The sequence below is a fragment of the Lysinibacillus sp. NPDC097279 genome (assembly GCF_044761745.1).
In the GTDB taxonomy this organism is placed as follows: domain Bacteria; phylum Bacillota; class Bacilli; order Bacillales_A; family Planococcaceae; genus Lysinibacillus.
In genome coordinates this window covers 64389-88445 of record NZ_JBIWDA010000002.1, presented here as the reverse complement: position 1 = coordinate 88445, position 24057 = coordinate 64389, and the positions used below count along the sequence as shown (strand labels likewise).

23 protein-coding genes are annotated in these 24057 nt (G+C 37.6%); 5 read left to right on the top strand and 18 right to left on the bottom strand.

What is annotated here, in order from left to right:
- Nucleotides 1-6: 6 nt before the first annotated feature.
- Entirely contained in the window at nucleotides 7-1533 is a 1527-nt protein-coding gene (locus ACIQ1H_RS10530; RefSeq protein WP_402888694.1) for an AbgT family transporter, read from the bottom strand.
- Nucleotides 1534-1682: 149 nt separating this feature from the next.
- Between ACIQ1H_RS10530 and ACIQ1H_RS10525 the strand changes: the two genes are divergently transcribed.
- On the top strand, nucleotides 1683-2981 hold the full coding sequence (locus ACIQ1H_RS10525; RefSeq protein ID WP_402888692.1) for a hypothetical protein: 1299 nt from the start codon (nucleotides 1683-1685) through the stop codon (nucleotides 2979-2981).
- Nucleotides 2982-3034: 53 nt separating this feature from the next.
- On the opposite strand, the gene ACIQ1H_RS10520 is transcribed toward ACIQ1H_RS10525, so the two are convergent.
- Nucleotides 3035-3832, bottom strand: a complete 798-nt coding sequence (locus tag ACIQ1H_RS10520; RefSeq protein WP_402888690.1) for an inositol monophosphatase family protein — start codon at nucleotides 3830-3832, stop codon at nucleotides 3035-3037.
- Between the two features lie 335 nt (nucleotides 3833-4167).
- On the bottom strand, nucleotides 4168-4365 hold the full coding sequence (locus tag ACIQ1H_RS10515) for a hypothetical protein (protein WP_173477904.1): 198 nt from the start codon (nucleotides 4363-4365) through the stop codon (nucleotides 4168-4170).
- A gap of 123 nt (nucleotides 4366-4488) precedes the next feature.
- Between ACIQ1H_RS10515 and ACIQ1H_RS10510 the strand changes: the two genes are divergently transcribed.
- On the top strand, nucleotides 4489-5115 hold the full coding sequence (locus tag ACIQ1H_RS10510; protein WP_402888689.1) for a YktB family protein: 627 nt from the start codon (nucleotides 4489-4491) through the stop codon (nucleotides 5113-5115).
- Nucleotides 5116-5641: 526 nt separating this feature from the next.
- On the opposite strand, the gene ACIQ1H_RS10505 is transcribed toward ACIQ1H_RS10510, so the two are convergent.
- Both ACIQ1H_RS10505 and ACIQ1H_RS10500 read right to left on the bottom strand, forming a co-directional pair.
- Entirely contained in the window at nucleotides 5642-5929 is a 288-nt protein-coding gene (locus ACIQ1H_RS10505; RefSeq protein ID WP_173477906.1) for a UPF0223 family protein, read from the bottom strand.
- A gap of 21 nt (nucleotides 5930-5950) precedes the next feature.
- Nucleotides 5951-6910, bottom strand: a complete 960-nt coding sequence (locus ACIQ1H_RS10500) for an NAD(P)H-dependent flavin oxidoreductase (protein WP_402888688.1) — start codon at nucleotides 6908-6910, stop codon at nucleotides 5951-5953.
- A gap of 146 nt (nucleotides 6911-7056) precedes the next feature.
- On the opposite strand from ACIQ1H_RS10500, the gene ACIQ1H_RS10495 reads away from it, so the two are divergent.
- The gene (locus ACIQ1H_RS10495; RefSeq protein ID WP_402888686.1) at nucleotides 7057-8526 is read left to right on the top strand and encodes an aminotransferase class I/II-fold pyridoxal phosphate-dependent enzyme; all 1470 of its coding nucleotides are present in this window, start codon (nucleotides 7057-7059) and stop codon (nucleotides 8524-8526) included.
- 211 nt (nucleotides 8527-8737) lie between these two features.
- On the opposite strand, the gene ACIQ1H_RS10490 is transcribed toward ACIQ1H_RS10495, so the two are convergent.
- On the bottom strand, nucleotides 8738-9526 hold the full coding sequence (locus ACIQ1H_RS10490; protein ID WP_402888684.1) for a helix-turn-helix domain-containing protein: 789 nt from the start codon (nucleotides 9524-9526) through the stop codon (nucleotides 8738-8740).
- Between the two features lie 190 nt (nucleotides 9527-9716).
- Here ACIQ1H_RS10490 and ACIQ1H_RS10485 point away from each other — a divergent pair, with 190 nt between their 5' ends.
- Nucleotides 9717-10313 (top strand): methyltransferase domain-containing protein, encoded by a 597-nt coding sequence (locus ACIQ1H_RS10485; RefSeq protein ID WP_402888682.1) that lies wholly within the window; start codon nucleotides 9717-9719, stop codon nucleotides 10311-10313.
- A gap of 66 nt (nucleotides 10314-10379) precedes the next feature.
- Here ACIQ1H_RS10485 and ACIQ1H_RS10480 read toward each other — a convergent pair whose 3' ends face one another.
- The 7 genes from ACIQ1H_RS10480 to pdhA form a co-directional block, all read right to left on the bottom strand.
- Nucleotides 10380-11057, bottom strand: a complete 678-nt coding sequence (locus ACIQ1H_RS10480; protein ID WP_402888680.1) for an LrgB family protein — start codon at nucleotides 11055-11057, stop codon at nucleotides 10380-10382.
- Nucleotides 11050-11493 carry a CidA/LrgA family protein gene (locus tag ACIQ1H_RS10475; RefSeq protein ID WP_402888678.1) on the bottom strand — a complete coding sequence of 148 codons (444 nt, stop codon included), beginning with the start codon at nucleotides 11491-11493 and terminating at the stop codon, nucleotides 11050-11052. Before ACIQ1H_RS10475 ends, ACIQ1H_RS10480 begins: the two co-directional genes overlap by 8 nt.
- A gap of 233 nt (nucleotides 11494-11726) precedes the next feature.
- Entirely contained in the window at nucleotides 11727-12509 is a 783-nt protein-coding gene (locus ACIQ1H_RS10470; protein ID WP_173477912.1) for an SDR family NAD(P)-dependent oxidoreductase, read from the bottom strand.
- 123 nt (nucleotides 12510-12632) lie between these two features.
- Nucleotides 12633-14048 (bottom strand): dihydrolipoyl dehydrogenase, encoded by a 1416-nt coding sequence (gene lpdA / locus ACIQ1H_RS10465; protein ID WP_337981958.1) that lies wholly within the window; start codon nucleotides 14046-14048, stop codon nucleotides 12633-12635.
- Between the two features lie 4 nt (nucleotides 14049-14052).
- Nucleotides 14053-15399 carry a dihydrolipoamide acetyltransferase family protein gene (locus ACIQ1H_RS10460; protein WP_402888676.1) on the bottom strand — a complete coding sequence of 449 codons (1347 nt, stop codon included), beginning with the start codon at nucleotides 15397-15399 and terminating at the stop codon, nucleotides 14053-14055.
- 47 nt (nucleotides 15400-15446) lie between these two features.
- Nucleotides 15447-16424, bottom strand: coding sequence for an alpha-ketoacid dehydrogenase subunit beta (locus tag ACIQ1H_RS10455; protein ID WP_173477915.1), 978 nt, complete (start codon nucleotides 16422-16424; stop codon nucleotides 15447-15449).
- Nucleotides 16425-16427: 3 nt separating this feature from the next.
- The gene (gene pdhA / locus ACIQ1H_RS10450; protein WP_173477916.1) at nucleotides 16428-17543 is read right to left on the bottom strand and encodes a pyruvate dehydrogenase (acetyl-transferring) E1 component subunit alpha; all 1116 of its coding nucleotides are present in this window, start codon (nucleotides 17541-17543) and stop codon (nucleotides 16428-16430) included.
- A 395-nt stretch (nucleotides 17544-17938) separates the two neighbouring features.
- On the opposite strand from pdhA, the gene def reads away from it, so the two are divergent.
- A complete protein-coding gene (def, locus tag ACIQ1H_RS10445; protein ID WP_402888674.1) occupies nucleotides 17939-18496 on the top strand; it encodes a peptide deformylase in 558 nt (185 codons plus the stop codon).
- A 237-nt stretch (nucleotides 18497-18733) separates the two neighbouring features.
- Here the strand turns inward: def and phnX are convergent, their stop codons facing one another.
- Genes phnX through ACIQ1H_RS10420 form a run of 5 tightly spaced genes read right to left on the bottom strand, consistent with a single transcriptional unit; the run spans nucleotide 18734 to nucleotide 23986 of the window.
- Nucleotides 18734-19522: a phosphonoacetaldehyde hydrolase gene (gene phnX, locus ACIQ1H_RS10440; RefSeq protein WP_402888672.1), complete on the bottom strand. Its 789-nt coding sequence runs from the start codon at nucleotides 19520-19522 to the stop codon at nucleotides 18734-18736.
- Nucleotides 19512-20612: a 2-aminoethylphosphonate--pyruvate transaminase gene (gene phnW, locus ACIQ1H_RS10435; RefSeq protein ID WP_402888671.1), complete on the bottom strand. Its 1101-nt coding sequence runs from the start codon at nucleotides 20610-20612 to the stop codon at nucleotides 19512-19514. The genes phnX and phnW overlap by 11 nt, the downstream gene beginning before the upstream one ends.
- Before the next feature lie 14 nt (nucleotides 20613-20626).
- Nucleotides 20627-21613: an extracellular solute-binding protein gene (locus ACIQ1H_RS10430; RefSeq protein WP_402888669.1), complete on the bottom strand. Its 987-nt coding sequence runs from the start codon at nucleotides 21611-21613 to the stop codon at nucleotides 20627-20629.
- Nucleotides 21613-23241: an ABC transporter permease subunit gene (locus tag ACIQ1H_RS10425; RefSeq protein WP_402888668.1), complete on the bottom strand. Its 1629-nt coding sequence runs from the start codon at nucleotides 23239-23241 to the stop codon at nucleotides 21613-21615. The genes ACIQ1H_RS10430 and ACIQ1H_RS10425 overlap by 1 nt, the downstream gene beginning before the upstream one ends.
- Nucleotides 23234-23986, bottom strand: coding sequence for an ABC transporter ATP-binding protein (locus tag ACIQ1H_RS10420; RefSeq protein WP_402888667.1), 753 nt, complete (start codon nucleotides 23984-23986; stop codon nucleotides 23234-23236). Before ACIQ1H_RS10420 ends, ACIQ1H_RS10425 begins: the two co-directional genes overlap by 8 nt.
- Between the last annotated feature and the right edge of the window lie 71 nt (nucleotides 23987-24057).

The window sequence follows — 24057 nt, the reverse complement described above, 5'->3', positions numbered from 1 at the left end:
CACTCCTTATTTTAAGTAGATATAATCTCCAGGTCCAAGCGGTAAACCAAGCAAGAACCAAATGGCAAACAGTATAATCCAACCGATTGCAAAGAACACAGAAAACGGTAGTAAAGCTGAAATAAGTGTACCGATACCGATATTTTTATCGTAGCGTTTGGCAAACGACAGTAAAATGGCAAAATACGGAAGCATCGGTGTAATTGGATTTGTAATTGAGTCTCCTACACGATACGCCATTTGCGTTACTGCTGGAGAATAACCTAAGTAAAGGAACATTGGGACGAAAATTGGCGCAAGTAATGCCCATTTCGCAGAAGCACTTGCGATTAATAAGTTGACGAACGCACAAATTAAAACAAACCCAATCATCATTGGTAAACCTGTAAAGTTTAATGCTTGTAAAAGCTCTGCCCCTTTAATGGCTAAAATGGCACCAATATTACTCCAGTTAAAAAAGGCAATCATTTGTGAAGCAGCAAATGCTAAAACAATGAAGGGAGCCATATCCGCAATTGATTTAAAAATCTTCTCGGCAACTTCCTTATCATTTTTCACTACTTTTGCCGCAATCCCATAGGCAAGACCAGGTAAAAGGAAGAAGAATAACATAATCGGTACAATACCTGACATAAACGGAGAATTTAAAAAGCCCCCTGTTTCAGGATCACGTAAAAGACCGTTCGATGGAATGACCATAAATGCAATGACAACAATATAAATGACTGTTACTATACCTGCCCATAGTAAACCACGTTTTTCTAAAGCTGTTAGTGGCTCTAACTTTTCAACCTTGCCTTCAAATATGCCAAAGCGAGGTTCTGTAAACTTTTTCGCAACCCATGTACCTATGACGATTAATAAAAACGTCGACGCAATTAAGAAGTAATAGTTCATCGTTGCCCGTCCAGTATATTCTGGGTTGGCAATATGCGCTGCCGATTCAGTAATTCCTAATAATAAGACATCTAGTGAACTAATTAAAATATTGGCACTAAAGCCCCCAGCTACGGCTGCATATGTAATAATTAAACCAGCAAGTGGATTTCGGCCAATGCTCATAAAAATCATTGCTGCAATCGGTGGTAAAATGATGAATGCTGCATCAGCAGCTAGATTACCGACTAAACCTGTGAAAATAATAAATGGCACAATTAATTTTGTTGGAGCTGACATGACAAGCTTTTTCATAACGGCCGAAATAAGTCCTGTTTGCTCTGCTAACCCAATACCAATCATCGTCACGATTACTAATCCTAAAGGAGCAAAGCCTGTAAATGTCGATACCATTTGCGTTAATATTAAGATAAGACCTTCTTGACTCAGTAGATTTTTTACTTGGATAACATCTTCAGTGCCTGGTTGAACCGCTGAAATTCCAAACATTGATAGGATCCATGATAAAACAAGCACTATACTTGCTAAAATAATAAATAGTGTAATAGGATCAGGTAGTTTATTACCTGCCCTTTCAATACTATCTAGCATTTTATCAATCCAAGATTTCTTTAATGTGTCTGATTTTTTTTGCATAAATCCCTCTCCTTCTATTATTTAAAATTCGACTTATGCTATTCAATCAAACACCATTTTAAGACATTGATAGCATGTGTCCTTAATACAAAGAAACCATATTTTTAGAATATTTTCAATATTTAATTTTAAATTAAGGAGATAATACTATGTATAAAATTAATGTTTTCACTGCTAAACTGTCCCTCTCATGGGTAGAGCAACTCGAAAAAATTAAGCCAGCTTTTTGCGAATTTCATTATCATTCCTACACTGATTCTGAGCATCTATACACTCTGTTAGAGCAACATTTAATAGCGGGCGACGGTGCACTTTTTAGCGGGCAAATTCCCTATTTTTTTACGCAAACACATTTTCCAAACATGGCTATACCTATGCTCTATTTCGATATTTCAGAACGTGATTTTTACCGTACCTTAACAGAATTATTTTATGAGAATAAAATTGCTATGAATCGGATTGCCATTGATTTTTGTTATGAGGAAAACGATTACCTCGGCATTCATGAATGGTCACTAGGAAGACAACCTTATCTTTTTAGTCAAACAATGAATGAGTACGCAAACAATGATATTGTTGATAAAGTAGCGAACTGGCACATTCAATTACATCGCGATAATAAAGTGGATTTAAGTTTTACTCGTATTGCAGAGATGCGAGAGCGATTGGCACACCAAAATATATCATTTATCGCTTTTCATCCATCGCTTCATGCCATGCAATTAACATTGGATCAGTTGGTGAATCAGCTACACCTTCGTCAACTTGAGCTAAATAAAGTAGTCGTTGTACATATTGTAATTCCGATCGATAAATCCAATATAGATGAATTGGAGTATCGGCAAATCGCTTTATATAAAGCCATTTTAGATTTTAAACAATTATATGCCAGCACCTTTATCGTGCATCGGGAAGCATCCTATATCGCGATTATTACAACATATCAGCAATTTTTAATGACAACCAATGAGTATACACATTGTCAACTCGTAGATTTTTTAGATGATAAATTACTATTTCCCGTAAAAATAGGATGGGGAATTGGTAACTCTCTAACAGAAAGTCAGAAATTTGCAAAAAAGGCTGCCACACTCTGTTCTTCAAAGGAAACACAGGGCTATATTATAGAACATGCAAAAGAAATTGGTCCGTTATTGTATGGAGCATTACTACAGTTTGATAACGAAAAACAGCAGTGCTTAAAAAAATTAAGCGCTGCCTATGATATCCCTTTACTGCAATTGCAAAAAATTGAGGCTGTTATAGAAAGATTAGCAACAACTATTGTTAATGGAGAACTGTTGAGCACACATTTAGGCATTACTGTACGCTCTGCAAACCGCATTTTAAAACAGCTGCACGAAAAAAATTTAGCGGTCGAATTGCCAAGTACTACTTCCACCAATCGTGGACGTCCGAAAAAATATTATCAACTCAATTTATATTAGCATCAACAAAAAACTGTTTAGGAAATTTTTCCTAAACAGTTTTTATGTAAAAGCTACAAATCATAAGGGACAATATATTTTTCTAATAATTCCTGATGAATAGCAGGGTTAGCAATAATAAACGTATCCTGATGTAAGAAATCAAAGCCTTCCCCATGTAAGTTTGTTGCGATAGCTCCAACTTCCTGAGCAATAATCATTCCTCCAGCGATGTCCCAAGGAGATAATCGCATGGACACATAAGCATCTAGCTTCCCGCTGACAACAAAGGCTATTTCCATTGCAGCAGAACCATATGAACGCGTCCCTCGCACTTTACGAACTAATTCAATTACTTTTTCATGATGTATATGTCGATTTGGCGCTACCCAATGGGCATTAATGCCAATAACAGATTCTTCAATGTTTACAGGCTGTAACTTGCGCAATGGTGATGCATTATACCAAGCTCCCTCTCCTGCAACAGCATTGAATAAATCTTCACGCATTACATCATATATGTAACCAAGTTTCCCTACGCCATCAATAAATATCCCAATAGAAATCATAAAGTGACGATGTTGCTTTACAAAATTCATCGTTCCATCAATCGGATCAATAATCCATACAACACCATCTAATGATTCGACTTTTTCACCCATTCCCTCTTCACCTAAAATTTTATGGGTAGGGTCAAAAGCTTTAATTTGTTCAATAAAAAATAATTCAGTTTCTCGGTCTATATTTGTAACAAGGTCATTCGCATTCGATTTTGTCTCGATCACTAGATTATACGAAAATGCATTCCGTATACGTTTACCTGCTTCAACGATGATACTTTTCGCATATTGATCGATTTGCTTTAAATCCATAAAAACCCACCCCTCGAATATAGAAAACATTCACACTCGTGCACACACGCATTTACTAGTACTTGGCCTACGAGCGACAATGTTGCTGTACGCTACGCAGTACTACATTTCCCCGTTTCTAGTCATCAAAAAGGTAAACCCTTATCCGAAAAGAGAGCGTGAGTTATGTATTATATTACACCTTTCAGCACATTTATTGTGCAATGACACTCACTAAAAAATGAAAACAATAAATTCTAATATGATATATTGTCTATTTTAACCTTTATAATAACAAAAATCACCTGCTGTCAGAATATTCAGCAAGTGATTTTTATATGGGGGTTAATCTTTTTTTACGCATAGGCGTGCAAACTTTCCAGCTCCATCTGTATTTCGGCTAGACGCTTTTTACTTTTTGCTATTTCACCCTCATCTTTCTCATTCATTGCAGAAAACAATGAGGCTAATTCATAATCAATTTCTAATTGCAGGATGCGTTCATATTGCTTTTCAATGTCAACTTTACGTATAATTTTTACGACTTGTTTCATAAAAGTCACTTCCCTTTTTTATTTTTTTACAAAACCTTATAGGATTCGATAAAGTTCTTGTTATAAGATTTTTTCCCATTTTTTTAATAAAATAAACCTTATAATCGAAAGGAGTTACTAAAAATGTCTACCTTAAAATGGACTAATAAAGATTTTAATGTTTTTCAAATAAACGGTTTAGAACAACGGATGGATGCCTTAAATTCCTGTGTACGACCAAAATTCAATAAACTAGGAGAAAACTTCTCCGCCTTCTTTTCCAGCCACCTAGGTGAAGAATTTTATCCCCATGTAGCAAAACACGCCCGCAGAACGGTTAATCCACCAAATGACAGTTGGGTTGCATTCGCTCCTTATAAAAGAGGTTATAAAGCGTTGCCTCACTTTCAGATTGGTCTTTGGAGCACACATTTATTCATCGTCTTGGCTATTATTTATGAAGCACCGCAAAAAAATTTAATGGCAGAGCGTTTACTAGCCAATAAATCCTTGCTACAACAGCTTCCAGAAGATTTTATTGTTTCCGGGGATCATATGTCACCTGCTGCCATTTCCTTACAAGATGCGAAAGAAGAAAAACTAGAAGAAATGCTTATACGTTTGCGTGATGTGAAAAAAGGGGAATTTCTTATTGGTCGTCATATTCCAAAAGAGGAAGCTGTAAACATGTCCTTTAAACAGTTCCAACAATTATCAGAAGATACATTCCAAACATTACTTCCTATTTATAAAATTATACAAGGAAAATAAATTTGTGAAGGTTCATCATGAAAATGCGGAATAAAAATCTTACTTGAACATTACTTCTTCGAAAGATCTTGAAACCCGAATTTTATAAGTTTTTACACATTTGGACGAAGTCTTCAATGTAGGTCTTTTGAGGAATTGCACAGAACATCTTAAAGGTGTATTGTCGACGCTTATTGAGGGTATGATAACTTTTATACTCAACTTTTTAATTCGTTTATGCAGTGTGGGCGAAGTTGTTTCACCAATGTTAACGAACATTTTGTTACAGAAATCGATATTGCTGTAGTTTATGCAAATTATCGTTAATTAACACTATATTACACTAAGTAATTTAATAAATTTTTTTAATAGGCAATGGAAACTCCGCTGTGCTTTCTGTAGGATTAGTCTATGCAGACAGTTAAGTTGTTTGTTGTTTTATCGTTTCGAATGATTTCTACAGAAAGCTTTGCGGTATTTCCCAAAATTAAAAAGGCATGCCAGGAAATTTCCTAGCACACCTTTTCACTTTAGACTGTAACGAATTTTAACGTCGTTGCTTTGGAACTACTTTAATCATCGTTCCATCAGCTGCCTCTTTTGCTTGTTTCACAACTGGGTAGCTAACATAGCCACTAGCCTCTTCAAATTCACGGAAAATTGTTTTTTCCTCAGCTTGTGAAGGAACAATTTCTTTAAAGCGACGATATTTAGCCATCATCACTTCACGTTTAATGCCCTTTTCATAAGCAAGCTCGATGCCTTCAAAAAATTTAACAACATCGACAATCTCTTCAGTCGACCAATCGATTGAAAACGGATAAGAATATTCCATTTGGACATGACCACCTTTACATTACTGTCCCCATTTTACCCGGATACTTTCTGCTTCTGCAACCATTCGTGTCATGAGCTCGTCCACTGTAGGAATATCTTGAATCATTCCAGTAACTTGTCCTGCCCAACCTATGCCTGCATCTTTTTCTCCGTCATAAATAAAACGCTTATTAGCACTGCCACTAATATAATCTTTCAATGCTTCATAAGTAGGTGTCTCACGTTCTATTTCTAAAATTTTCTCTGTGAAATGACTACGTAACGCTCGAGCAGGTGCCCCGATGGAACGCTTTATAACAGTTGTATCTGCCTCAGAACTATTAAGTAATGCCTCTTTATATGCTTGTGATGCATCGACACACTCTTTAGTCGCAATAAAGCGTGTACCCATTTCAATACCTTCTGCACCAAGTGCATGGGCAGCCATCCAACCACGACCGTCTCCAATACCACCAGACGCAATAACAGGGATTTTCACACTATCTACAACTTGTGGTACAAGTACCATCGTTCCGACATCATCACGGCCAAGATGTCCACCACCTTCTTGTCCAACGACCATTACCGCATCCGCACCTAGCTCTTCGGCTTTCTGGGCTTGTCTAAGCGCTGCTACAAGGACAAGTTTTTTTATATTTGTTCCTGCAAGTAAATCAAATATCGGTGCTGGATTTCCACCAGTCATTGTGACAACGGGTACCTCTTCTTCTACAGCTACTCGCACCATCTCCTCATAGCCTGTGCCATGCATACCGATTGCAAAATTCACACCAAATGGTTTATCAGTTAATGTTCTTACTTTATGGATTTCCGCACGCAATAAGTCTGGGTCTCGCAAGCTCATAGCCGTTATTTGCCCTAGTCCGCCAGCATTCGACACCGCTGCTGCTAAATCTGCATAAGCTAAATAGGCTAATCCCCCTTGAATTATTGGATATTTTATCTTTAAAAGTTCGGTGATACGTGTCTCCCAAATCATCAAATCTCCCCTTTCGTACCATACTATCTTCTCGTAATCTTGAAAAAATCCCTTTATTTTTTTAATTAAAGTCTATTTTTTCATGTCGTTAGGTGCTATAATTCATTTGTTTTCTTAGATATTATAAAAGTGAGGTGGTACCTGCGTTGTCACAATTAGAGACTCCATTGTTCGACGTATTACTAAAACATCGGAACAGACATCCAATTCAGTTCCATATTCCAGGCCATAAGAAAGGGCACGGTATGGATCCTGCTTTCCGAGAATTCGTCGGCGACAACGTTTTATCAATCGATTTAATTAACATTGCTCCACTAGACGACTTACATTCACCAAAAGGTGCAATCAAGGATGCACAAGCACTTGCTGCAGAAGCCTTTGGTGCTGATCATACATTCTTTTCCGTTCAAGGTACTAGTGGCGCCATTATGACGATGATTCTGACCGTCGTCGGTCCAGGTGATAAAATTCTAGTACCACGGAATGTTCATAAATCCATTATGTCAGCGATTGTTTTCGCTGGTGCCATTCCTATTTTTATTCATCCTGAGGTAGATAGTGAATATGGCATTTCTCATGGTATTTCAGCGGAAGCTGTTGAAAAGGCATTAAATGCATACCCAGACGCAAAGGCTGTTCTTGTCATTAATCCAACATATTACGGCTTTTCAGCGGATTTAAAACGCATTGTCGAAATTGTCCATCGTCGTAATATACCAGTCGTTGTCGATGAAGCTCATGGTGTTCATATAAAATTCCATGACGAGCTTCCCTACTCTGCAATGGAGGCTGGCGCAGATATGGCTGCAACAAGCGTACATAAGCTTGGAGGCTCTATGACGCAAACTTCAATTTTAAATGTACGTGAAGGGTTAGTTTCTGCCAAACGTGTACAGGCTGTCTTTTCAATGCTGACAACAACGTCAACGTCCTATCCTTTACTTGCGTCACTTGACACAGCTCGTCGTCAGCTAGCTATTCATGGCTATGATTTAATCGACGATGCACTGCGTTTAGCAAGAGATGCACGTAAACGCATTAACCAAATTCCACATTTAAAATGTGCAGGTAAGGAAAAGCTTCACTCATCTGCAACATATGATATGGATCCATTGAAACTGTTAATTAGTGTAAAAGACTTAGGTATTTCAGGTCACCAAGCTGAGGAGTGGCTTCGTCATAACGCAAATATCGAAGTGGAATTATCAGACTTATATAACATTTTATGTTTAGTGACATTAGCAGATACGAAAAAAGAAATTAATCTTCTAATCAATGCACTAGGTCGTATGTCAAAAGCTTTTGATTCAGAAGCTGCCATTACTGAAGCGGTTGTCAATGTTCCTGAAATTCCAGCACTTGCAATGTCACCTCGTGATGCATTTTATGCAGATACAGAGGTAGTCCCTCTTGCAGAGGCAGATAATTGTATTTGCGCTGAATTCATAATGGTTTATCCACCTGGAATTCCAATTTTTATTCCCGGGGAAATAATTACGCAAGAAAATATTCATTACATTCAAATGAATATTGAAGCTGGTTTACCAGTTCAAGGACCAGAAGATACAACCTTAAAAACGATTCGTGTTATTAAAGAACGTAGAGCAATTATTTAACAATGCAACGCTACCTCTTCTGAATGCTAGTATTCAGTGATTTCCGTCACATATTGCGCTGTCCACTCGGTACACTGTAAGCAGTAAACTTGAGCAGGAGAGACAGCACTACTTCTATCAATAAATAAAAGGTATCAAGATAAACTCCTTGATACCTTTTATCCACTATTCGAGCACCTCATTATGTCTACTAAACTTATTCAAATAATGATTAAAAGTTATTTAACTTTTTTCTAAATTTATTTAATACTGTATTATTTAAGCGTTGAATATGTTCCTTATTTTTCACTAATATTCTATAAGAATCTATTACTGACACTGTCCGGATGAACAGGTACACCCCAACTGCAATAAATGCAATAAGTAATGGATAATAAGGCATTAACACGAATGCTGCTACAATTTCTTTTTTTACTAATAAGAATGAAATACCACCTGCTACAATTAAGCATAAGCCTACTACCATAATTGCCGTATTCTTTCTCTTCACTTCTTCGTACCTATTGCTCAATTCTTTTAAGTAATGATGGTCAAATATTAATACTTCTCTTTTCAGAATAGAATAACGATCTTCCTCTATAAAGCCTGCTGCAATTGACCCAATTCCAAAAACAACAATAATAGTAATGAAAATAGTATAAATTAATGGATCTTGTTTAAAAAGGAAATAAGGAATAGTAGATGCGATAAGCAAACTAAATCCTATAGCAAAATACTTAGAAATTTTACGTTGAGATAAAACATATCCTTCCGCCATTTCTTTACTGACATAATAACTATGTTCATCTTCATGACTATGTTCAACAGTATCTTTTAACAAGTAATCTATTGACACTTCAAAAATATTGCCAAGCATTAAGAGTTTCTCGGTTTCAGGAAAACCTTGATCATTTTCCCACTTACTTATAGCTTGCCTAGTAGTATTTAATTTTTCAGCTAGTGCTTCTTGCGATAAACCTTTTTCTTTTCTTAGTTTAAAAAGTTTTTCACTAAATTTCATATATGGACTCCCCTTTCTGTTATTAATTAAATTTTATTAAAACATTTCCTTTAATTCCATATTTCAGGGAGTGCACTTTGTCAATTTCAAGTTGCAACTGTGTTATTTGGCGCAATTTCTATTTTACGAAGCGAAAAATTAGATTAAGTATTGGTCATTACTTACAATATTTAAAAAGGGAGTGAATTGAATGAATACATGGGATGAACGTTTTAAATCAGCGGAATATATTTATGGTGAACAACCAAATGCATTTATAGAAAACTATGTAGATTATTTAAAGGGGTATGTAAATGTAGCAGCATATGCTGAAGGCGAAGGTAGAAATGCGGTTTTTTTAGCATCTAAAGGGCATGCAGTTACTGCATTCGATTACGCTAAAAGCGGTCTTGAGAAAACAGCACAGCTAGCAAGAAAGCATTGTGTTACAGTTAATACTCAACTTGTTGATTTACTGCAAGATGAATTACCAATCGAAAAATTTGACGCTGCGGTCATGGTTTTTGGTCATTTTCCTCAAGAACAGCAGCAAGCCGTTTTTAATCGTATTGTCCATTCTGTAAAACCTGGTGGTCGTATAATCATGGAATTATATTCCATATACCAACTACCCTATGCCACAGGTGGCCCACAAAATATAAATTTATTATATAATCCTATTTCTGTTCTTACTTGGTGTCAGCCCTATAAAATTATTCATTTTTTTACAGGCGAACAAATACGAAATGAAGGTAGCTTACACACTGGACTTGCGCATACCATTCAATTAATCATTGAAAAAAGTTAGACAAGCTACACTTTGAAAAGACCACACCCCTTTACAAGCGCGTTTTATCTTGTAAAGGGCATTTTATTACATAAATAGATAAACAAAGAGCGGACATAGAAACGCCCCTATAATTGCTGTAAGCCCCATAGAAAGCGAGCCAACCGATAATTCTTGTTCACCATACTCTCGCAGTTTTACAAGCCCTACACCATGCGAGGCGCTTCCTATCGCTACACCTCTACTAACAGCAGAATCAATTTTTCCATATTTGATAACTAATGGCCCAATAATAGCTCCAACAAAACCTGCAATCATTACAAAAACCGCCGTTAAAGGAGGAATTCCACCAATTGTTTCACTTACTTGCATACCTACTGGTGTTGTTAACGACTTAGGCAAGGCTGTCAGCATCCAACTATCCTTTACACCGATCCATTTTAGCATGACAAAAATTGTAAGCAATCCTGTAACCATTGCTAGCATTATCCCTGAAAGAATTGAGTATTTATATTTCATAATAATAGCTCTTTGATTATAAAGTGGATATGCGAGTGCCACAACAGCTGGACCGAGCATTTTTTGCAGCCATTCCCCACCTACCATATAAGTTGAATACGGAATTTGAAAGACGACTAAAATAACGGCGCTGACAATCGTTGTTGTCACTAATGGAATCATTATAGGATGCGGGAACCGTTGATAAAGCTTCGTAAATAAAACGAACAGCCCTATCGTACCAAGTACAACTATAAGTTCAATCAACAGATAATTCTCCCTTCCCCTCTTCAACATTCACTTCTTTTTCTTTTTTCGCTAATTCTCGTTTTTCAATTTGTTGGGTCAACACGCCTGTTATATAAATGGCCATTAATGTGCTAGCAATTACAGCTAAAATAATGAACAGCCCTGTTGTGGACATTAATTCTGGATAATCAATAATACCAACCGTTGCTGGAATAAAAAATAATGTTAAAATGCCAATTAAAAAACTAGCACCATCTTGAATGTATTCTACTTTAATTATTTTAAAATTGAGTAAAAGTGCTAATAACAGTAATCCAATTACACTTCCAGGAAGCGGAATGTGCAAGTACGAAACAATGCCCACACCAATGTAATAAAAAATATTGAGGATTGCAATTTGGACAATAATACGGACAGCACGCATTAAAATCATCGTAAATTTTTCGTTCAACATTTCGCCTCTTTTCACCCCCTATTACGCTTATTCTACAACTGCAGGAATTTTCTGTCTATTATAATTTTAGAAAAACAATAGAAAAAAGAGTCAACCTAATACTTAATAGGTTGCTCCTTTTTATGCAATAACCTCTTCATAGCGCAAACTTTCTCCAACATTTTATGGAAAATAAAAGGAAGAAAAACGTCAATAATTTAGTGTGTTTTGCTTATCAGTTTTTGTCGGTTAAACTATAAGGCGTGTCCTGAACCACCGTCTATATTAACAGCAGTACCCGTCACATAACTCGCTGCATCTGAAACTAAAAAAGTTATGACATTTGCCGCCTCTTGTGTTTCTCCTACACGGCCAAGCGGAATCGTTTGACCGACTTTTTGCGAATAGTCTTCCCACGATAGCTCTGGAGCATCTTTTTTCCATCGCTGTTCAATTTGATCACTTCGAATTAAACCAATACAGACCGAATTCACACGGATATTATCTTTCCCTAAGTCCTTGCTCATCGCCTTCGTTAACGCTAGTCCAGCCGCACGACTCACCGTTGTAGGAAGGGAACTTGCAGGAGGCGTTTTAGCCATTACAGCCGTTACATTAACAATTGCTCCACCGCCAACCTTTCGCATATGGGGCACTGCATATTTGGAACAGTTAATCGCACCGAATACTTTCAAATCAATATCAGCTTGCCACACTTCACTGCTAACCGTTTCAAATGGATTGGCTGACGCTGTACCCGCATTATTAATAACAATATCAATACGCCCAAAATGCTCTACTGTACGCTCTATAAGTCTCTTACAATCTTTTTCCTTTGTGATATCTGTCGGAACAATTAACACTTCCTCGCCCGTTTCGTTTTTAATGCATCCAGCGGCTACTTGTAGCTGTTTTTCGCCGCGTGCACTAATAACTACCTTCGCGCCTTCTTTCACAAGCTGCATCGCCGTATAATAGCCAATACCTTTACTTGAACCAGTAATAATCGCCACTTTTCCCTTTAAGCCTAATTCCATTTCGTCCCACCCCTATTTTTTCGAATAGTCTTTCAATAGTTTTACTGTATCAAAGTTACTAAAATTATACAAAAAAACGACTATAAAGCGTATGTGCTTTATAGTCGTGTTATATGTGTTAAATTATTTTTTTGCTACAATATGGATTGGGTTGCCTAGTAATACTTCAGCAGCTTCCATTGTAATTTCACCTAAAGTTGGGTGAGCATGAATTGTTAACGCGATATCTTCAGCAGTCATGCCGCCTTCGATTGCTAAGCCCATTTCAGCGATCATATCAGATGCACCAGCACCTACGATTTGAGCACCAATTAATAAGCCATCTTCTTTACGCGCAACTAGTTTCACAAAACCTTCTGTTTGGTTCAATGCAAGTGCACGACCATTTGCTGCGAATGGGAATTTCGCTGCAGTATATTCAATACCTTCAGCTTTAGCTTGATCTTCGTTGTAGCCAACTGTCGCCATTTCTGGATCAGTGAAGCATACAGCAGGAACAGCTAAATAGTCTACGATTGATTTTTCGCCAGCGATTGCTTCAGCAGCAACTTTACCTTCATAAGAAGCTTTGTGTGCAAGCTGTGGACCCGCTACGATGTCACCAATTGCATAGATGTTTGGAATGTTTGTACGGCATTGTTTGTCAACATTAATTAGACCACGTTCGCCGAATTCAATTCCAACACCTTCAAGACCCATTTCATCTGTATTTGGACGACGACCAACAGTTACTAATACATAATCAGCTTCGACTTTTTTCTCTTCTCCGCCAACTTCATATGTTACTACTACGCCGTTTTCTGTTTCTTCTACGCCTTTTGCAGATGCGTTTACTTCAATTTCAACGCCTTTCTTTTTAAGGCCTTTTTTAACGATTTGCGTCATTTGTTTTTCGAAACCAGCTAAAATGTCTTTGCCACCTTCGATAATCGTTACTTGTGAACCTAGGTTTGCATAAGCTGAACCTAGCTCTGTACCGATGTAGCCTCCGCCGATAACAACTAATTTACCAGGTACTTCTTGTAAAGAAAGTGCGCCAGTAGAGTTTAGGACACGCTCAGAGAATTTAAAAGTTGGAATTTCAACTGGACGAGAACCTGTTGCGATAATCACATTGTTAAATGTGTAAGTTTGAGCAGATTCACCATTGATGATACGCACTGAATGAGCGTCAACGAAATATGCTTCACCTTGTACGATTTCAACTTTATTACCTTTAAGTAAGCCTTCAACACCGCCAGTTAATTTCTTAACAACGCTGTCTTTAAAAGCTTGTGCTTTTGAAAAGTCTAGTTTCACATCAGAAGCGATGATACCCATGTCATCTGAATGTTTAGCATGCTCAAAGCGATGACCAACTGAAATTAATGCTTTTGACGGGATACAACCTACGTTTAAGCACACACCACCAAGTACATTTTTTTCAACGATTGTTACTTTTTGGCCAGTTTGAGCTGCACGAATTGCTGCTACATATCCTCCAGGACCTGAACCAATGACAAGAGTATCTGTTTCGATTGGGAAATCTCCTACTACCATTTTGTTACGCCTCCATTAATAATAATTCTGGCTCACTTAACAAACGCTTTAAGTGATTTAAAGCATTTTGCGCAGTGGCTCCATCGATCATGCGATGATCAAAGCTCAATGATAATGCTAACACAGGTGCAGCTACAATTTCACCATTTTTTATTACAGGTTTTTCTGCAATTCGACCAATACCTAAAATTGCTACTTCAGGATGGTTAATTACTGGAGTAAACCATTGACCACCTGCAGAACCGATATTCGTAATAGACATTGATGCACCTTTCATTTCATGTGGCGCAAGTTTTCCATCACGTGCTTTTGTTGCTAAGTCATTAATTTCATTTGAAACTGCAAATACAGATTTGCGATCTGCATGCTTAATAACTGGAACAAGTAAGCCTTTTTCAGTATCAGCTGCAATACCAATATTGTAATAATGCTTTTGAACGATTTCTTGTGTTGCATCATCTAATGAGCGGTTAAATTCTGGGAATTCACGCAATGTTGAAATAAGTGCTTTCACTACGTATGGTAAATACGTTAATTTCACGCCTTTTTCAGCAGCAATATCTTTGAATTTTTTGCGATGTGCTACAAGAGCTGTTACATCAACTTCATCCATTAGTGTAACGTGTGGCGCTGTTTGTTTTGAATGTACCATCGCTTTAGCAATCGCTTTACGAATGCCCGACATTTTTTCACGAGTTTCTGGGAAGTCACCTTCAAGAACAACAGGCGCAGATGGTGCAGCTTCTTGTTGAGCAACTGCTTCTTCATTTGCAACTGGTGCTTCTTCAGACTGCACTGCTCCGCCGCCATTTAAGAAATTCTCAATATCTTCTTTTAAAATACGACCATTTTTGCCAGTACCCGCTACTTCATGAATATTGACATCATTATCGCGAGCAAATTTACGAACTGAAGGCATTGCAATAACGCGTTTAGTACTATCCGTTGATTCTTGCTTTACCGCTACCTCTGCTGTTGCTGGAGCTGCTGGCGCTTCTTCTTTAGCAGCAGGTTCTTTAGCTACTTCTTGACCAGCTTCAGCAGTTGACTGAACTTGTGCCTCTGTCTTCGCTTCTGCATGATCGTCACCTTTTAGCTTCATATCTTCATAACCAGGAGCATCTAAACGGATTAATACATCGCCAACTACAGCTACTGTACCTTCTGCTACTAATACTTCCTCTACTTTACCTTCAACAGGTGAAGGAATTTCTACGACTGCTTTATCATTTTGTACTTCACAAAGGATATCGTCTTCTTTTACTGTATCTCCAGCTTTAACGAACCATTTTACAATTTCGCCTTCGTGAATACCCTCGCCGATATCCGGTAATCTGAATTCAAATGCCATGTGTACCCATCCTTTCTCTTTGCTCTTCTTCAAATATGCAAGCTACATTAGAATGTTAAAACTTTTTTCGCTGTTTCCATTACGTCTTTAAAATTCGGTAACCAAACACCTTCAGCTTGTGGGAATGGGTACACTGTATCTGGTGCTGCTACACGAAGAACAGGAGCTTCTAAGCTCAAAATAGCACGTTCTGTAATTTCAGCGACAACATTCGCAGCAATCCCTGCTTGTTTTTGTGCCTCTTGAACAACGATTGCTCGGCCTGTTTTCTCAACTGACGCAATGATTGTTTCAATATCAATTGGTTGAATTGTACGTAAATCAATAACTTCTACAGAATGGCCTTCTTTTTCTAGTTCTTCTGCAGCTTTTAAGCTTTCGTGTACCATTAAGCCATAAGCAACAATCGTTAAATCTTTACCTTCTCGTTTTACATCAGCTTTACCTAGTGGAATTTCGTATGCTTCCTCAGGTACTTCTTCACGGAATGAACGATATAATTTTAAATGCTCTAAGAAAATGACTGGATTATCATTTCGAATTGAAGAAATAAGTAGCCCTTTCGCATCGTAAGGTGTTGAAGGCACAACCACTGTTAAACCTGGCTGAGCCGTCATTAAACTTTCTAAGCTGTCTGAGTGCATTTCTGGTGTATGCACACCACCACCGAATGGAGAACGAATTGTTACAGGTGCATTGTACACACCACCGCTACGGTAGCTTAAACGTGCTAATTGACCACTGATAGAATCCATTACCTCATAGACAAAGCCGAAAAATTGAATTTCTGGAACTGGACGGAATCCTTGAAGAGAAAGACCAATCGCTAACCCACCAATACCTGACTCTGCTAATGGTGTATCGAATACTCGGTCAACACCAAATTCTTTTTGTAGGCCTTCAGTTGCACGGAAAACCCCACCATTGACGCCTATATCTTCTCCGAATAAAAGAACGTTTTCATCATTCTTTAATTCTGTGCGAAGAGCATCTGTAATTGCTTGAATCATCGTCATTTGTGCCATAGGTTATTTCGACTCCTTCTCTTTGTAGATTTCATACTGTTCTTTTAAATTAGATGGCATTTCGCCTTTATACATATTTTCCATTAACTCTGTTACTTTTTGTTTTGGAGCAGCATCGGCCTTTTTAATAGCCTCTTTAATTTCTTCTTTCGCGCGCTCGATAACAGCCTCTTCTTTTTGCTCATCCCATAAACCTTTACCCTCTAAGTATTTACGGAAACGAACTAGTGGATCTTTTAGAGCCCATTCGTTATCTGTATCAGATGTACGGTAACGTGTTGGGTCATCCCCAGCCATTGTATGTGGGCCATAACGGTAACACATTGTTTCGATGAACGTTGGACCCTCACCATTAATTGCGCGTTCACGTGCATCACGTGTTGCAACATAAACTGCAAGCGCATCCATACCATCCACTAAAACACTTGGAATACCTGCTGCAATACCTTTTTGTGCAATTGTTTTTGCTGCCGTTTGCAATTCACGTGGTGTAGAAATCGCGAATTGGTTATTTTGAACGATGAAAATCGCAGGCGCTTTAAATGCACCAGCAAAGTTTAAACCTTCGTAGAAATCACCTTGTGATGAACCACCATCACCTGTATAAGTAATTGCTACTGCTTTTTTACCTCGTTTTTTAATACCAAGTGCCACCCCTGCCGCTTGGATATATTGAGCACCGATAATGATTTGTGGTGCTAGTACGTTTACACCTTCAGGAACTTGATTCCCCAAGAAGTGACCACGTGAGAATAAAAATGCTTTATCTAAAGGTAGACCATGCCACACAATTTGTGGAACATCACGGTAACCTGGTAAAATCCAATCTTCTTTTTCTAATGCGAAATGAGAAGCAAGTTGTGATGCTTCTTGACCTGCTGTTGGTGCGTAGAAGCCTAAGCGACCTTGACGGTTAAGAGAAATGGAACGTTGATCTAAAATACGTGTATAAACCATACGCGTCATTAACTCAACTAGCTCTTCATCTGATAATTTCGGATCTGCCTCTTCATTTATAATTTCGCCTTCTTCGTTCAAAATTTGAAACATTTCAAACTTTTCTTCGATTTCAGCTAGCGTTTGTTGTGGATCAAAAATATTATTGTTTTTCTTGCTCATTTGTCACATCTCCCTTTCAACTGTATTAAAATAAATCACTTTTTAACTAGTACAACTTATTCTTAGCACTCAGTATACTGAATAAAATACTGTCGGTCAATCATATATTACGCCTGATACTAAAGAATTTTTCTACAAAAACGATTATTATAGACTGTCCCATACTGTATTACTAACTAAGTAAATCTGTATTACAACAACTTTCATCAAGCGCACAAACATTACGTTTCAATACATAATTACCAATAGTAGAATACCCCAGTTCTCTATAATCTAATAGCAACATAAAATATTTTTAAGTTTATTCAAATAAAGTCTTTTTTCATGTGCATGTTTCGATGCGTGATGTATACTTATAAGTAAGGTAATACAAAGATTGAAAGGAAGATTTACTCATGATTTTAATGGATGATATAATTCGCGAAGGTCATCCGACTCTCCGCACAAAAACAATAGAAGTTCAATTCCCTTTAACTGATGAAATAAAACAACTGGCTACAGATATGCTTCAATTTTTAATTAATAGCCAGGATCCAGAAATGGCTGATAAGTATGACTTACGTAGTGGCATCGGTTTAGCCGCTAATCAAGTAAACAGCCTACATCGAATGTTTGCTCTTCATTTAAAAGATGACCAAGGCGAACAACTTAGCTTTGTTGCTATCAATCCTAAAATCGTCAGCCACTCTGTTGAAAATACCTATTTGCCGACTGGTGAAGGCTGCTTATCTGTTGATCGTAATGTACCTGGTTACGTGCCTCGTCATGCACGCATTACAGTGAAATTTAAAACAATCGACGGTGAAGAGAAAAAAATGCGTCTGTCAGGCTTGCCAGCTATTGCATTCCAGCATGAATTAGACCATTTAAACGGCGTCATGTTTTATGATCGTATTAACGAAAAAAATCCATTCGCAGAAATTCCAAACGCTACACCGTACGAACGCGACTAAGACAAGCTAGTGGCTATTGGTTGATATCCGCTACGGCGGACGCTTTCCGCGGGCACACCGTAAGCCGCAACCCTCGCTAACGCGCGGGATTGTTGCGTCTTACATTGTGTGCTGTTCCCGCAGGAGTCGCCGCCTCCGCTACCATCAACTATTGCTCTCTGCAAAGTTTTATTTATTGCAAAAAGTGTTAGATTGATGACAGTCAATCTAACACTTTTTCGCTTTAAGAGCTTTATTTTAAACTAATCGTGCATTAATTGTTTCAATTAGTGCAGGCAGTTCTTGCATTGTTTGAATGGTATAATGCGCACCTGCTTGTTCAAAAACAGCTTTTGTTCTTTCGATAGCATCCGCTCGCTCTTCAGCAGATAAACGCATAAACTCCTGTTCTGTTAAACCCATTTCTGAACTACCGATGATGACACCTACAGCCCAAACCCCTGCATTTAATGCCTCTTGCATATCCGAAGTAGTATCCCCTACTTTTACTACTTTTTTCGTTGCTTGAATGCCAAGTTCCTCGATATTTCTAAAAATCATATAAGGATACGGACGCCCTTTATCTCCTACATCAGTTGGCGTAACTAAAAAGTCAGGCTTATACCCTTTTTCCTGAGCGTGATGAGTCACTACTTCCATCATAGATTTAGTATAGCCTGTTGTAGAGCCTATACTTATGCCTGCCTGTTTTAAATGATTAACCGTTTTTATTACATGTGGGATTGGGTCGGTGTACATAGCTAGTGATTCCATTAACTTCGTTTCAAACTGTGAATATAATGCTTGTACATCCTGCTCTGTATATGCACGTCCATATAGTTGTTCCCAAGCCTCACTTATTCTTGTCATTTCAAGCATCGTTCGAATATGATCAATTTTCAACATCCCCATCGGTTTACGTGCTTCTTCCAGTGTCACCGTTACACCTGCATCTTCAAAAATTGTGAGAAAAACATTTACTGGAGCAAAACATCCGAAATCAACCGCTGTACCTGCCCAATCTAAAATCACTGCTTCAATTTTCATTATTTTTCACCGCCATATAGTTTTCAATAACATTGCATAATGTTTGAATATCTTCCTCATGAACATCCCCTATATTACCAATTCGGAATGTATCAACATCAGTTAGCTTCCCTGGATAGATGACAAAGCCTGCTTGTTTCATCTCTTGATAGAAATGCTCGAAAGAAAATGCTTCATTTGGATATAAAAACGTTGTAATAATAGGTGATTGAACTTCCTCAGAAATGTAGGCCTTAAATCCACATCGCGATAATCTTTCACGCAACAGTTCATTGTTTTTTGCATAGCGATTGTAGCGCGCCTCAATACCGCCTTCTTCAGCTAGTTCCTCCAACGCCTTCGCAAATGCCGCAACAACGTGTGTCGGTGATGTAAAACGCCATTTCCCATCCACTTTCATCACTTGCCATTGACTGTATAAATCTAATGCAACACTTTTGGCTATTCCTTTACATTTTTCTAACGCTTCAATTTTCGCAATGACAAACCCAAAACCTGGAACTCCTTGAATACATTTGTTTGCACTACTGATTAAAAAATCAATATGTCCGTTTGACAAATCCATTGGCACACCACCAAAGCTACTCATCGCATCTACAATAAACGTTTTATTAAATGATTGAATAACTTCTCCTATTTCATTAATCGGATTTAATATTCCCGTTGTCGTCTCACAATGTACAACCGCTACATGTGTAATGCTTTCATCGTTTTCTAAAATAGTTCGCACTTCTAAAGGCGATGGTTGCTCATTATACGGCACGCAATAAACGACATGCTGCAACTGAAGGGCTTTCGCCATTTCTACTATACGTTCTCCATAAGCACCATTCGTTATAATAAGGACTTTATCAAGGTCACAAATAGTCGTTGTTAGGACCGATTCCACAACGAAGCTACCACTACCTTGCATGAGTACTGCTGAATACATTGTTTCATCCACTTGTGCGAGTTCTACTAGCTTTTTACGTATTGTTTGTGTTACTTGCTTATAGTCGTCATCCCATGTACAACGATCCATTAACATTTCCTTTTTGACTGCTTCCGTTGTAGTTAATGGACCTGGTGTTAATAATTTGTAGTTATTCATGTCTTTATGCTCCTTTATTGTTGTGCTTCTTTAAAGAATGCTTGATGTTTTTCTAATAAATCGACAGTTAACGTCGTATCCCACTTTTTCAAGTACTGCGGAACATATTCATCTTCGACTTGCTCACCTTCGTAAAGCGCTACAGGATATTGCTTTAATAAATCTGTTCTTGCCTCTGTTGCAATTACCTTTGCGATTTCAATTGCCATTGCTTCATCGCCTTCTTTATCTACAACAGCAACAGATTCCGTTAACGTAAAGTTGCCTTCAGTTGGATCAATATAGTCAATAGGTAAGCCCTCATTTTTTGCATCAATTGCTTGTATCCGTAAACCAAATCCTGCAGCTACTTCCCCTGTCTTCACCTTTTTAATAGGTCCAGAACCTGAGCTTTCAATATGTGGACCAGCATTTTTAATTAAATCCGCTAATACTTGCTTCCCTTCTTTTTCTCCATATTCGTTCATAATCGCTTGAACTAATAACCAACCTGTAGATGAATCTAAAATATTTGGAAATGACACTAAATCTTTAAACTCTGGGTTCGTTAAATCCTTTATTGTTTTCGGCACAGGTAGCCCTTTTTGTGCCAATAAATCAGTATTGATAAAAATTGATCCTACGTTTCCTAAAATCGGTAATGCATAGGTTGATCCACCGTCGTCTAATGGCTTTAAGTCAGAGGTTAGGTCAACAAACATGGATTTAGATGTTTGCGCACTTTCAATAAAATAAGAAGCCATCGTTACAACATCCGCTTCAATATCAGTACCTTCTGCCATCATTTTCCCACCTAATTCAGATGTGCCAAACGATTGGATGATATATTTGCCTTCATAACCTTTCTTATCTAATGTCGCTTGCATTACCTCAATCGCTTCATCATCTGCATTTGAATAAATGATGACTTGCTTGTTTGCATCAGCCTCCGCACTGCCACACGCAGCCAATACAATTGCAGAACTCACACTACCTAACATCATGATTGTTGACTTTTTCATCATTCCATCTCCTTACCCTTTTCTTTAGTTGTTGTTATATAATCACAGCCTAATTTCACAATGAGGTTAGTGCATAAAATAAAAATGGAGAGAACAAAAATATCTGTATACTTCGCAAAATGCTGAAGCTCTTTAATACGTGTAGAGACAAGCATTGTTTTCGTACTGACAAGGAAAATTACTCCACTTACCGTCACCATGGCATTTAAAAAGTAATAGCTAAACATTTGAAAAATAGTTGGACGGATATTCGGCAAAATAACGCGTACCACCGTTTGTATCCAGGAGTCTTTCAACAATTCCCCCGTTACTTCCCAAGTTGGGTCCATTTTTTGCAAGGAGTTTTTCGCCATCAAATACGGTGTTGTGAAAAAATGAACGACAGTATAGGCAACAATAATAAAGAAGGTTCCTTTTAGCGTGCTTCCATTAAAGAAAAACAAATAAGAAAGACCAAGAACCATTCCTGGCACAGTGTTCGTAACCATCGACATAATATCTATCGTTTTCCTGCCTTTCAGTGGTGTTCTGACATTGAGAAGAGCTGAAACAAATGCTATACAAACACCTAATACGGCTGTAAAGAAGGCTACAATTAGTGAATTCAAATAAACTCTCGTTAAATTCTTTTCTGCTAAAACATTTTGAATATGTTCCAATGTGAAGCTAAAGTCATATGGATATCCCTTTGTAAATGGCACAATGAACATTGTCGAGAAAATGATTAAAATTGAACTCACACATGCTAGTGAAAATACTGTAAATACACGATCTCGCAGACGATGTACGACTAGCTCACTTTGGCTAGCATGCTTATATTGAAAATTAAATCGATCTAGCAAACTTAGCATCACGATACCAAGTACTGCAGGCACAAGCATCAATACAGAAATCACTGCCCCTTGCTCAAATCGCACAATAGAGCCAAGCATTGCTTGATAAAGCTCAGTAGCAATAACTTTATAGCTCCCTCCTACCGATGCGGGTATTCCAAAGTCGGTAAAGCTTAAAATAAACGTTAAAATAAAAGCGCCACCAATTGTTCCTATCATTGGACGAAGTACGGTATGGTAAAATCGACGTGACGGTTTATCATGCATCAGCATAGAAACGAGTAAAAACCGTTTATCGATATACTGCATCGAATTTTGCATTAAAATAAAGGCAACTGGTAATGTGTAAAGCACATATCCAATCAACAAGCCATTAAATCCATAAATGCTCACAATAGGCTGTCCGACTAATTTAGTAATAATGCCTTGATTACCAAATGTATAAATTAGTACAAAACCATAGGTGATTGTCGGCAACAGCATCGGTAATGTAATCCCTACGTGTACAAGTTTTTTAACAGACCGATTCATCGTCGTAAAATGTAATGCATAAGCCAATACAAACGCTAAACAGGTTGTGATAATTGCAGCTACGATTGATACTTGAAAACTATTGAGAAATGCTTCACGTATTTCGACGCTCTGTAATGCTTCTACATAGTTTTGTAACGTTATGCTATTGCCTTTTTTCAAGGACTGCCAAAACATATAAAGCAATGGCACAATTAAAAAGAAGAGAAAAAAGAAGGCAATGGGCATAAACAAAATTTTCACCATTTTTTTCGTTTTAAGCATAGGATTCTCCAAACAGTTGGTAGATGTTATGACGTTTAATGTGAAGTTGCCTTAAGATAAAATCTTCGATAAATTGATTTTTTGGCGATTTTAATATTTCATGAGGTGTACCATATTGTGAAACAGTTCCCTCATTAATAATGAGAACTTTATCTGATAACGTAAGTGCCTCTTCAGGATCATGGGTCACGATAATAGTTGTTAGATTAAATTGTCGTGCAATCGATTTAATGCGTTCTTTAATGGATTCCTTAATTACTCCATCCAGCGCACTTAATGGTTCATCTAGTAATAATATTTTCGGTTGCATTACAAGGGTTCTAGCTATTGATACGCGTTGTTTCTGCCCACCTGATAATTCGTGAACCTTCTTATGTAAATGTGGTGCTAGTTCTAAAAAATCAACATACTCTTGTATCTCGCTTTTTGTCATTTGCTGTTTTTTATTTTTTAACCCATACACGATATTGTCGTAGGCATTTAAATGTGGGAACAACGCAAAATCTTGGAAAACGATATTAAATCCACGCTCCTGCATCGATTGTTTCGATATATCTTGTCCATTGTAAAAAAGTTGTCCATCCGTTTGTTCTGTAAGACCTAGAACAATGTTGAGTAATGTTGTTTTGCCACAACCACTCGGTCCCAATAAAGAAACTATTTCTCCAGAGCCAATCGTTAAATTTATATCATTTAATACTTTTTTATTTTTATAGCTTTTTGAAATATTTCTTAGTTCCAACAAATCGCTCACTCCTTTTGAGTTGTTACTCACAGTATAGAGGCAATTTGTAAAGGGAAAATACATATTTGTGT

Bases quoted from the DNA above. Each gene is read 5' to 3' on its own strand.
- ACIQ1H_RS10425 (WP_402888668.1), bottom strand. From the start codon at position 23,241: ATGCTTAAAACGAAAAAAATGGTGAAAATTTTGTTTATGCCCATTGCC.
- pdhA (WP_173477916.1), bottom strand. From the start codon at position 17,543: ATGAGCAAGAAAAACAATAATATTTTTGATCCACAACAAACGCTAGCT.
- ACIQ1H_RS10430 (WP_402888669.1), bottom strand. From the start codon at position 21,613: ATGAAAAAGTCAACAATCATGATGTTAGGTAGTGTGAGTTCTGCAATT.
- ACIQ1H_RS10505 (WP_173477906.1), bottom strand. From the start codon at position 5,929: ATGGAATATTCTTATCCGTTTTCAATCGATTGGTCGACTGAAGAGATT.
- ACIQ1H_RS10470 (WP_173477912.1), bottom strand. From the start codon at position 12,509: ATGGAATTAGGCTTAAAGGGAAAAGTGGCGATTATTACTGGTTCAAGT.
- ACIQ1H_RS10520 (WP_402888690.1), bottom strand. From the start codon at position 3,832: ATGGATTTAAAGCAAATCGATCAATATGCGAAAAGTATCATCGTTGAA.
- ACIQ1H_RS10500 (WP_402888688.1), bottom strand. From the start codon at position 6,910: ATGATTTGGGAGACACGTATCACCGAACTTTTAAAGATAAAATATCCA.
- ACIQ1H_RS10475 (WP_402888678.1), bottom strand. From the start codon at position 11,493: ATGTTGAACGAAAAATTTACGATGATTTTAATGCGTGCTGTCCGTATT.
- ACIQ1H_RS10515 (WP_173477904.1), bottom strand. From the start codon at position 4,365: ATGAAACAAGTCGTAAAAATTATACGTAAAGTTGACATTGAAAAGCAA.
- def (WP_402888674.1), top strand. From the start codon at position 17,939: ATGATTTTAATGGATGATATAATTCGCGAAGGTCATCCGACTCTCCGC.
- ACIQ1H_RS10485 (WP_402888682.1), top strand. From the start codon at position 9,717: ATGAATACATGGGATGAACGTTTTAAATCAGCGGAATATATTTATGGT.
- ACIQ1H_RS10455 (WP_173477915.1), bottom strand. From the start codon at position 16,424: ATGGCACAAATGACGATGATTCAAGCAATTACAGATGCTCTTCGCACA.
- phnX (WP_402888672.1), bottom strand. From the start codon at position 19,522: ATGAAAATTGAAGCAGTGATTTTAGATTGGGCAGGTACAGCGGTTGAT.
- ACIQ1H_RS10490 (WP_402888684.1), bottom strand. From the start codon at position 9,526: ATGAAATTTAGTGAAAAACTTTTTAAACTAAGAAAAGAAAAAGGTTTA.
- ACIQ1H_RS10460 (WP_402888676.1), bottom strand. From the start codon at position 15,399: ATGGCATTTGAATTCAGATTACCGGATATCGGCGAGGGTATTCACGAA.
- phnW (WP_402888671.1), bottom strand. From the start codon at position 20,612: ATGAATAACTACAAATTATTAACACCAGGTCCATTAACTACAACGGAA.
- ACIQ1H_RS10525 (WP_402888692.1), top strand. From the start codon at position 1,683: ATGTATAAAATTAATGTTTTCACTGCTAAACTGTCCCTCTCATGGGTA.
- ACIQ1H_RS10530 (WP_402888694.1), bottom strand. From the start codon at position 1,533: ATGCAAAAAAAATCAGACACATTAAAGAAATCTTGGATTGATAAAATG.
- lpdA (WP_337981958.1), bottom strand. From the start codon at position 14,048: ATGGTAGTAGGAGATTTCCCAATCGAAACAGATACTCTTGTCATTGGT.
- ACIQ1H_RS10510 (WP_402888689.1), top strand. From the start codon at position 4,489: ATGTCTACCTTAAAATGGACTAATAAAGATTTTAATGTTTTTCAAATA.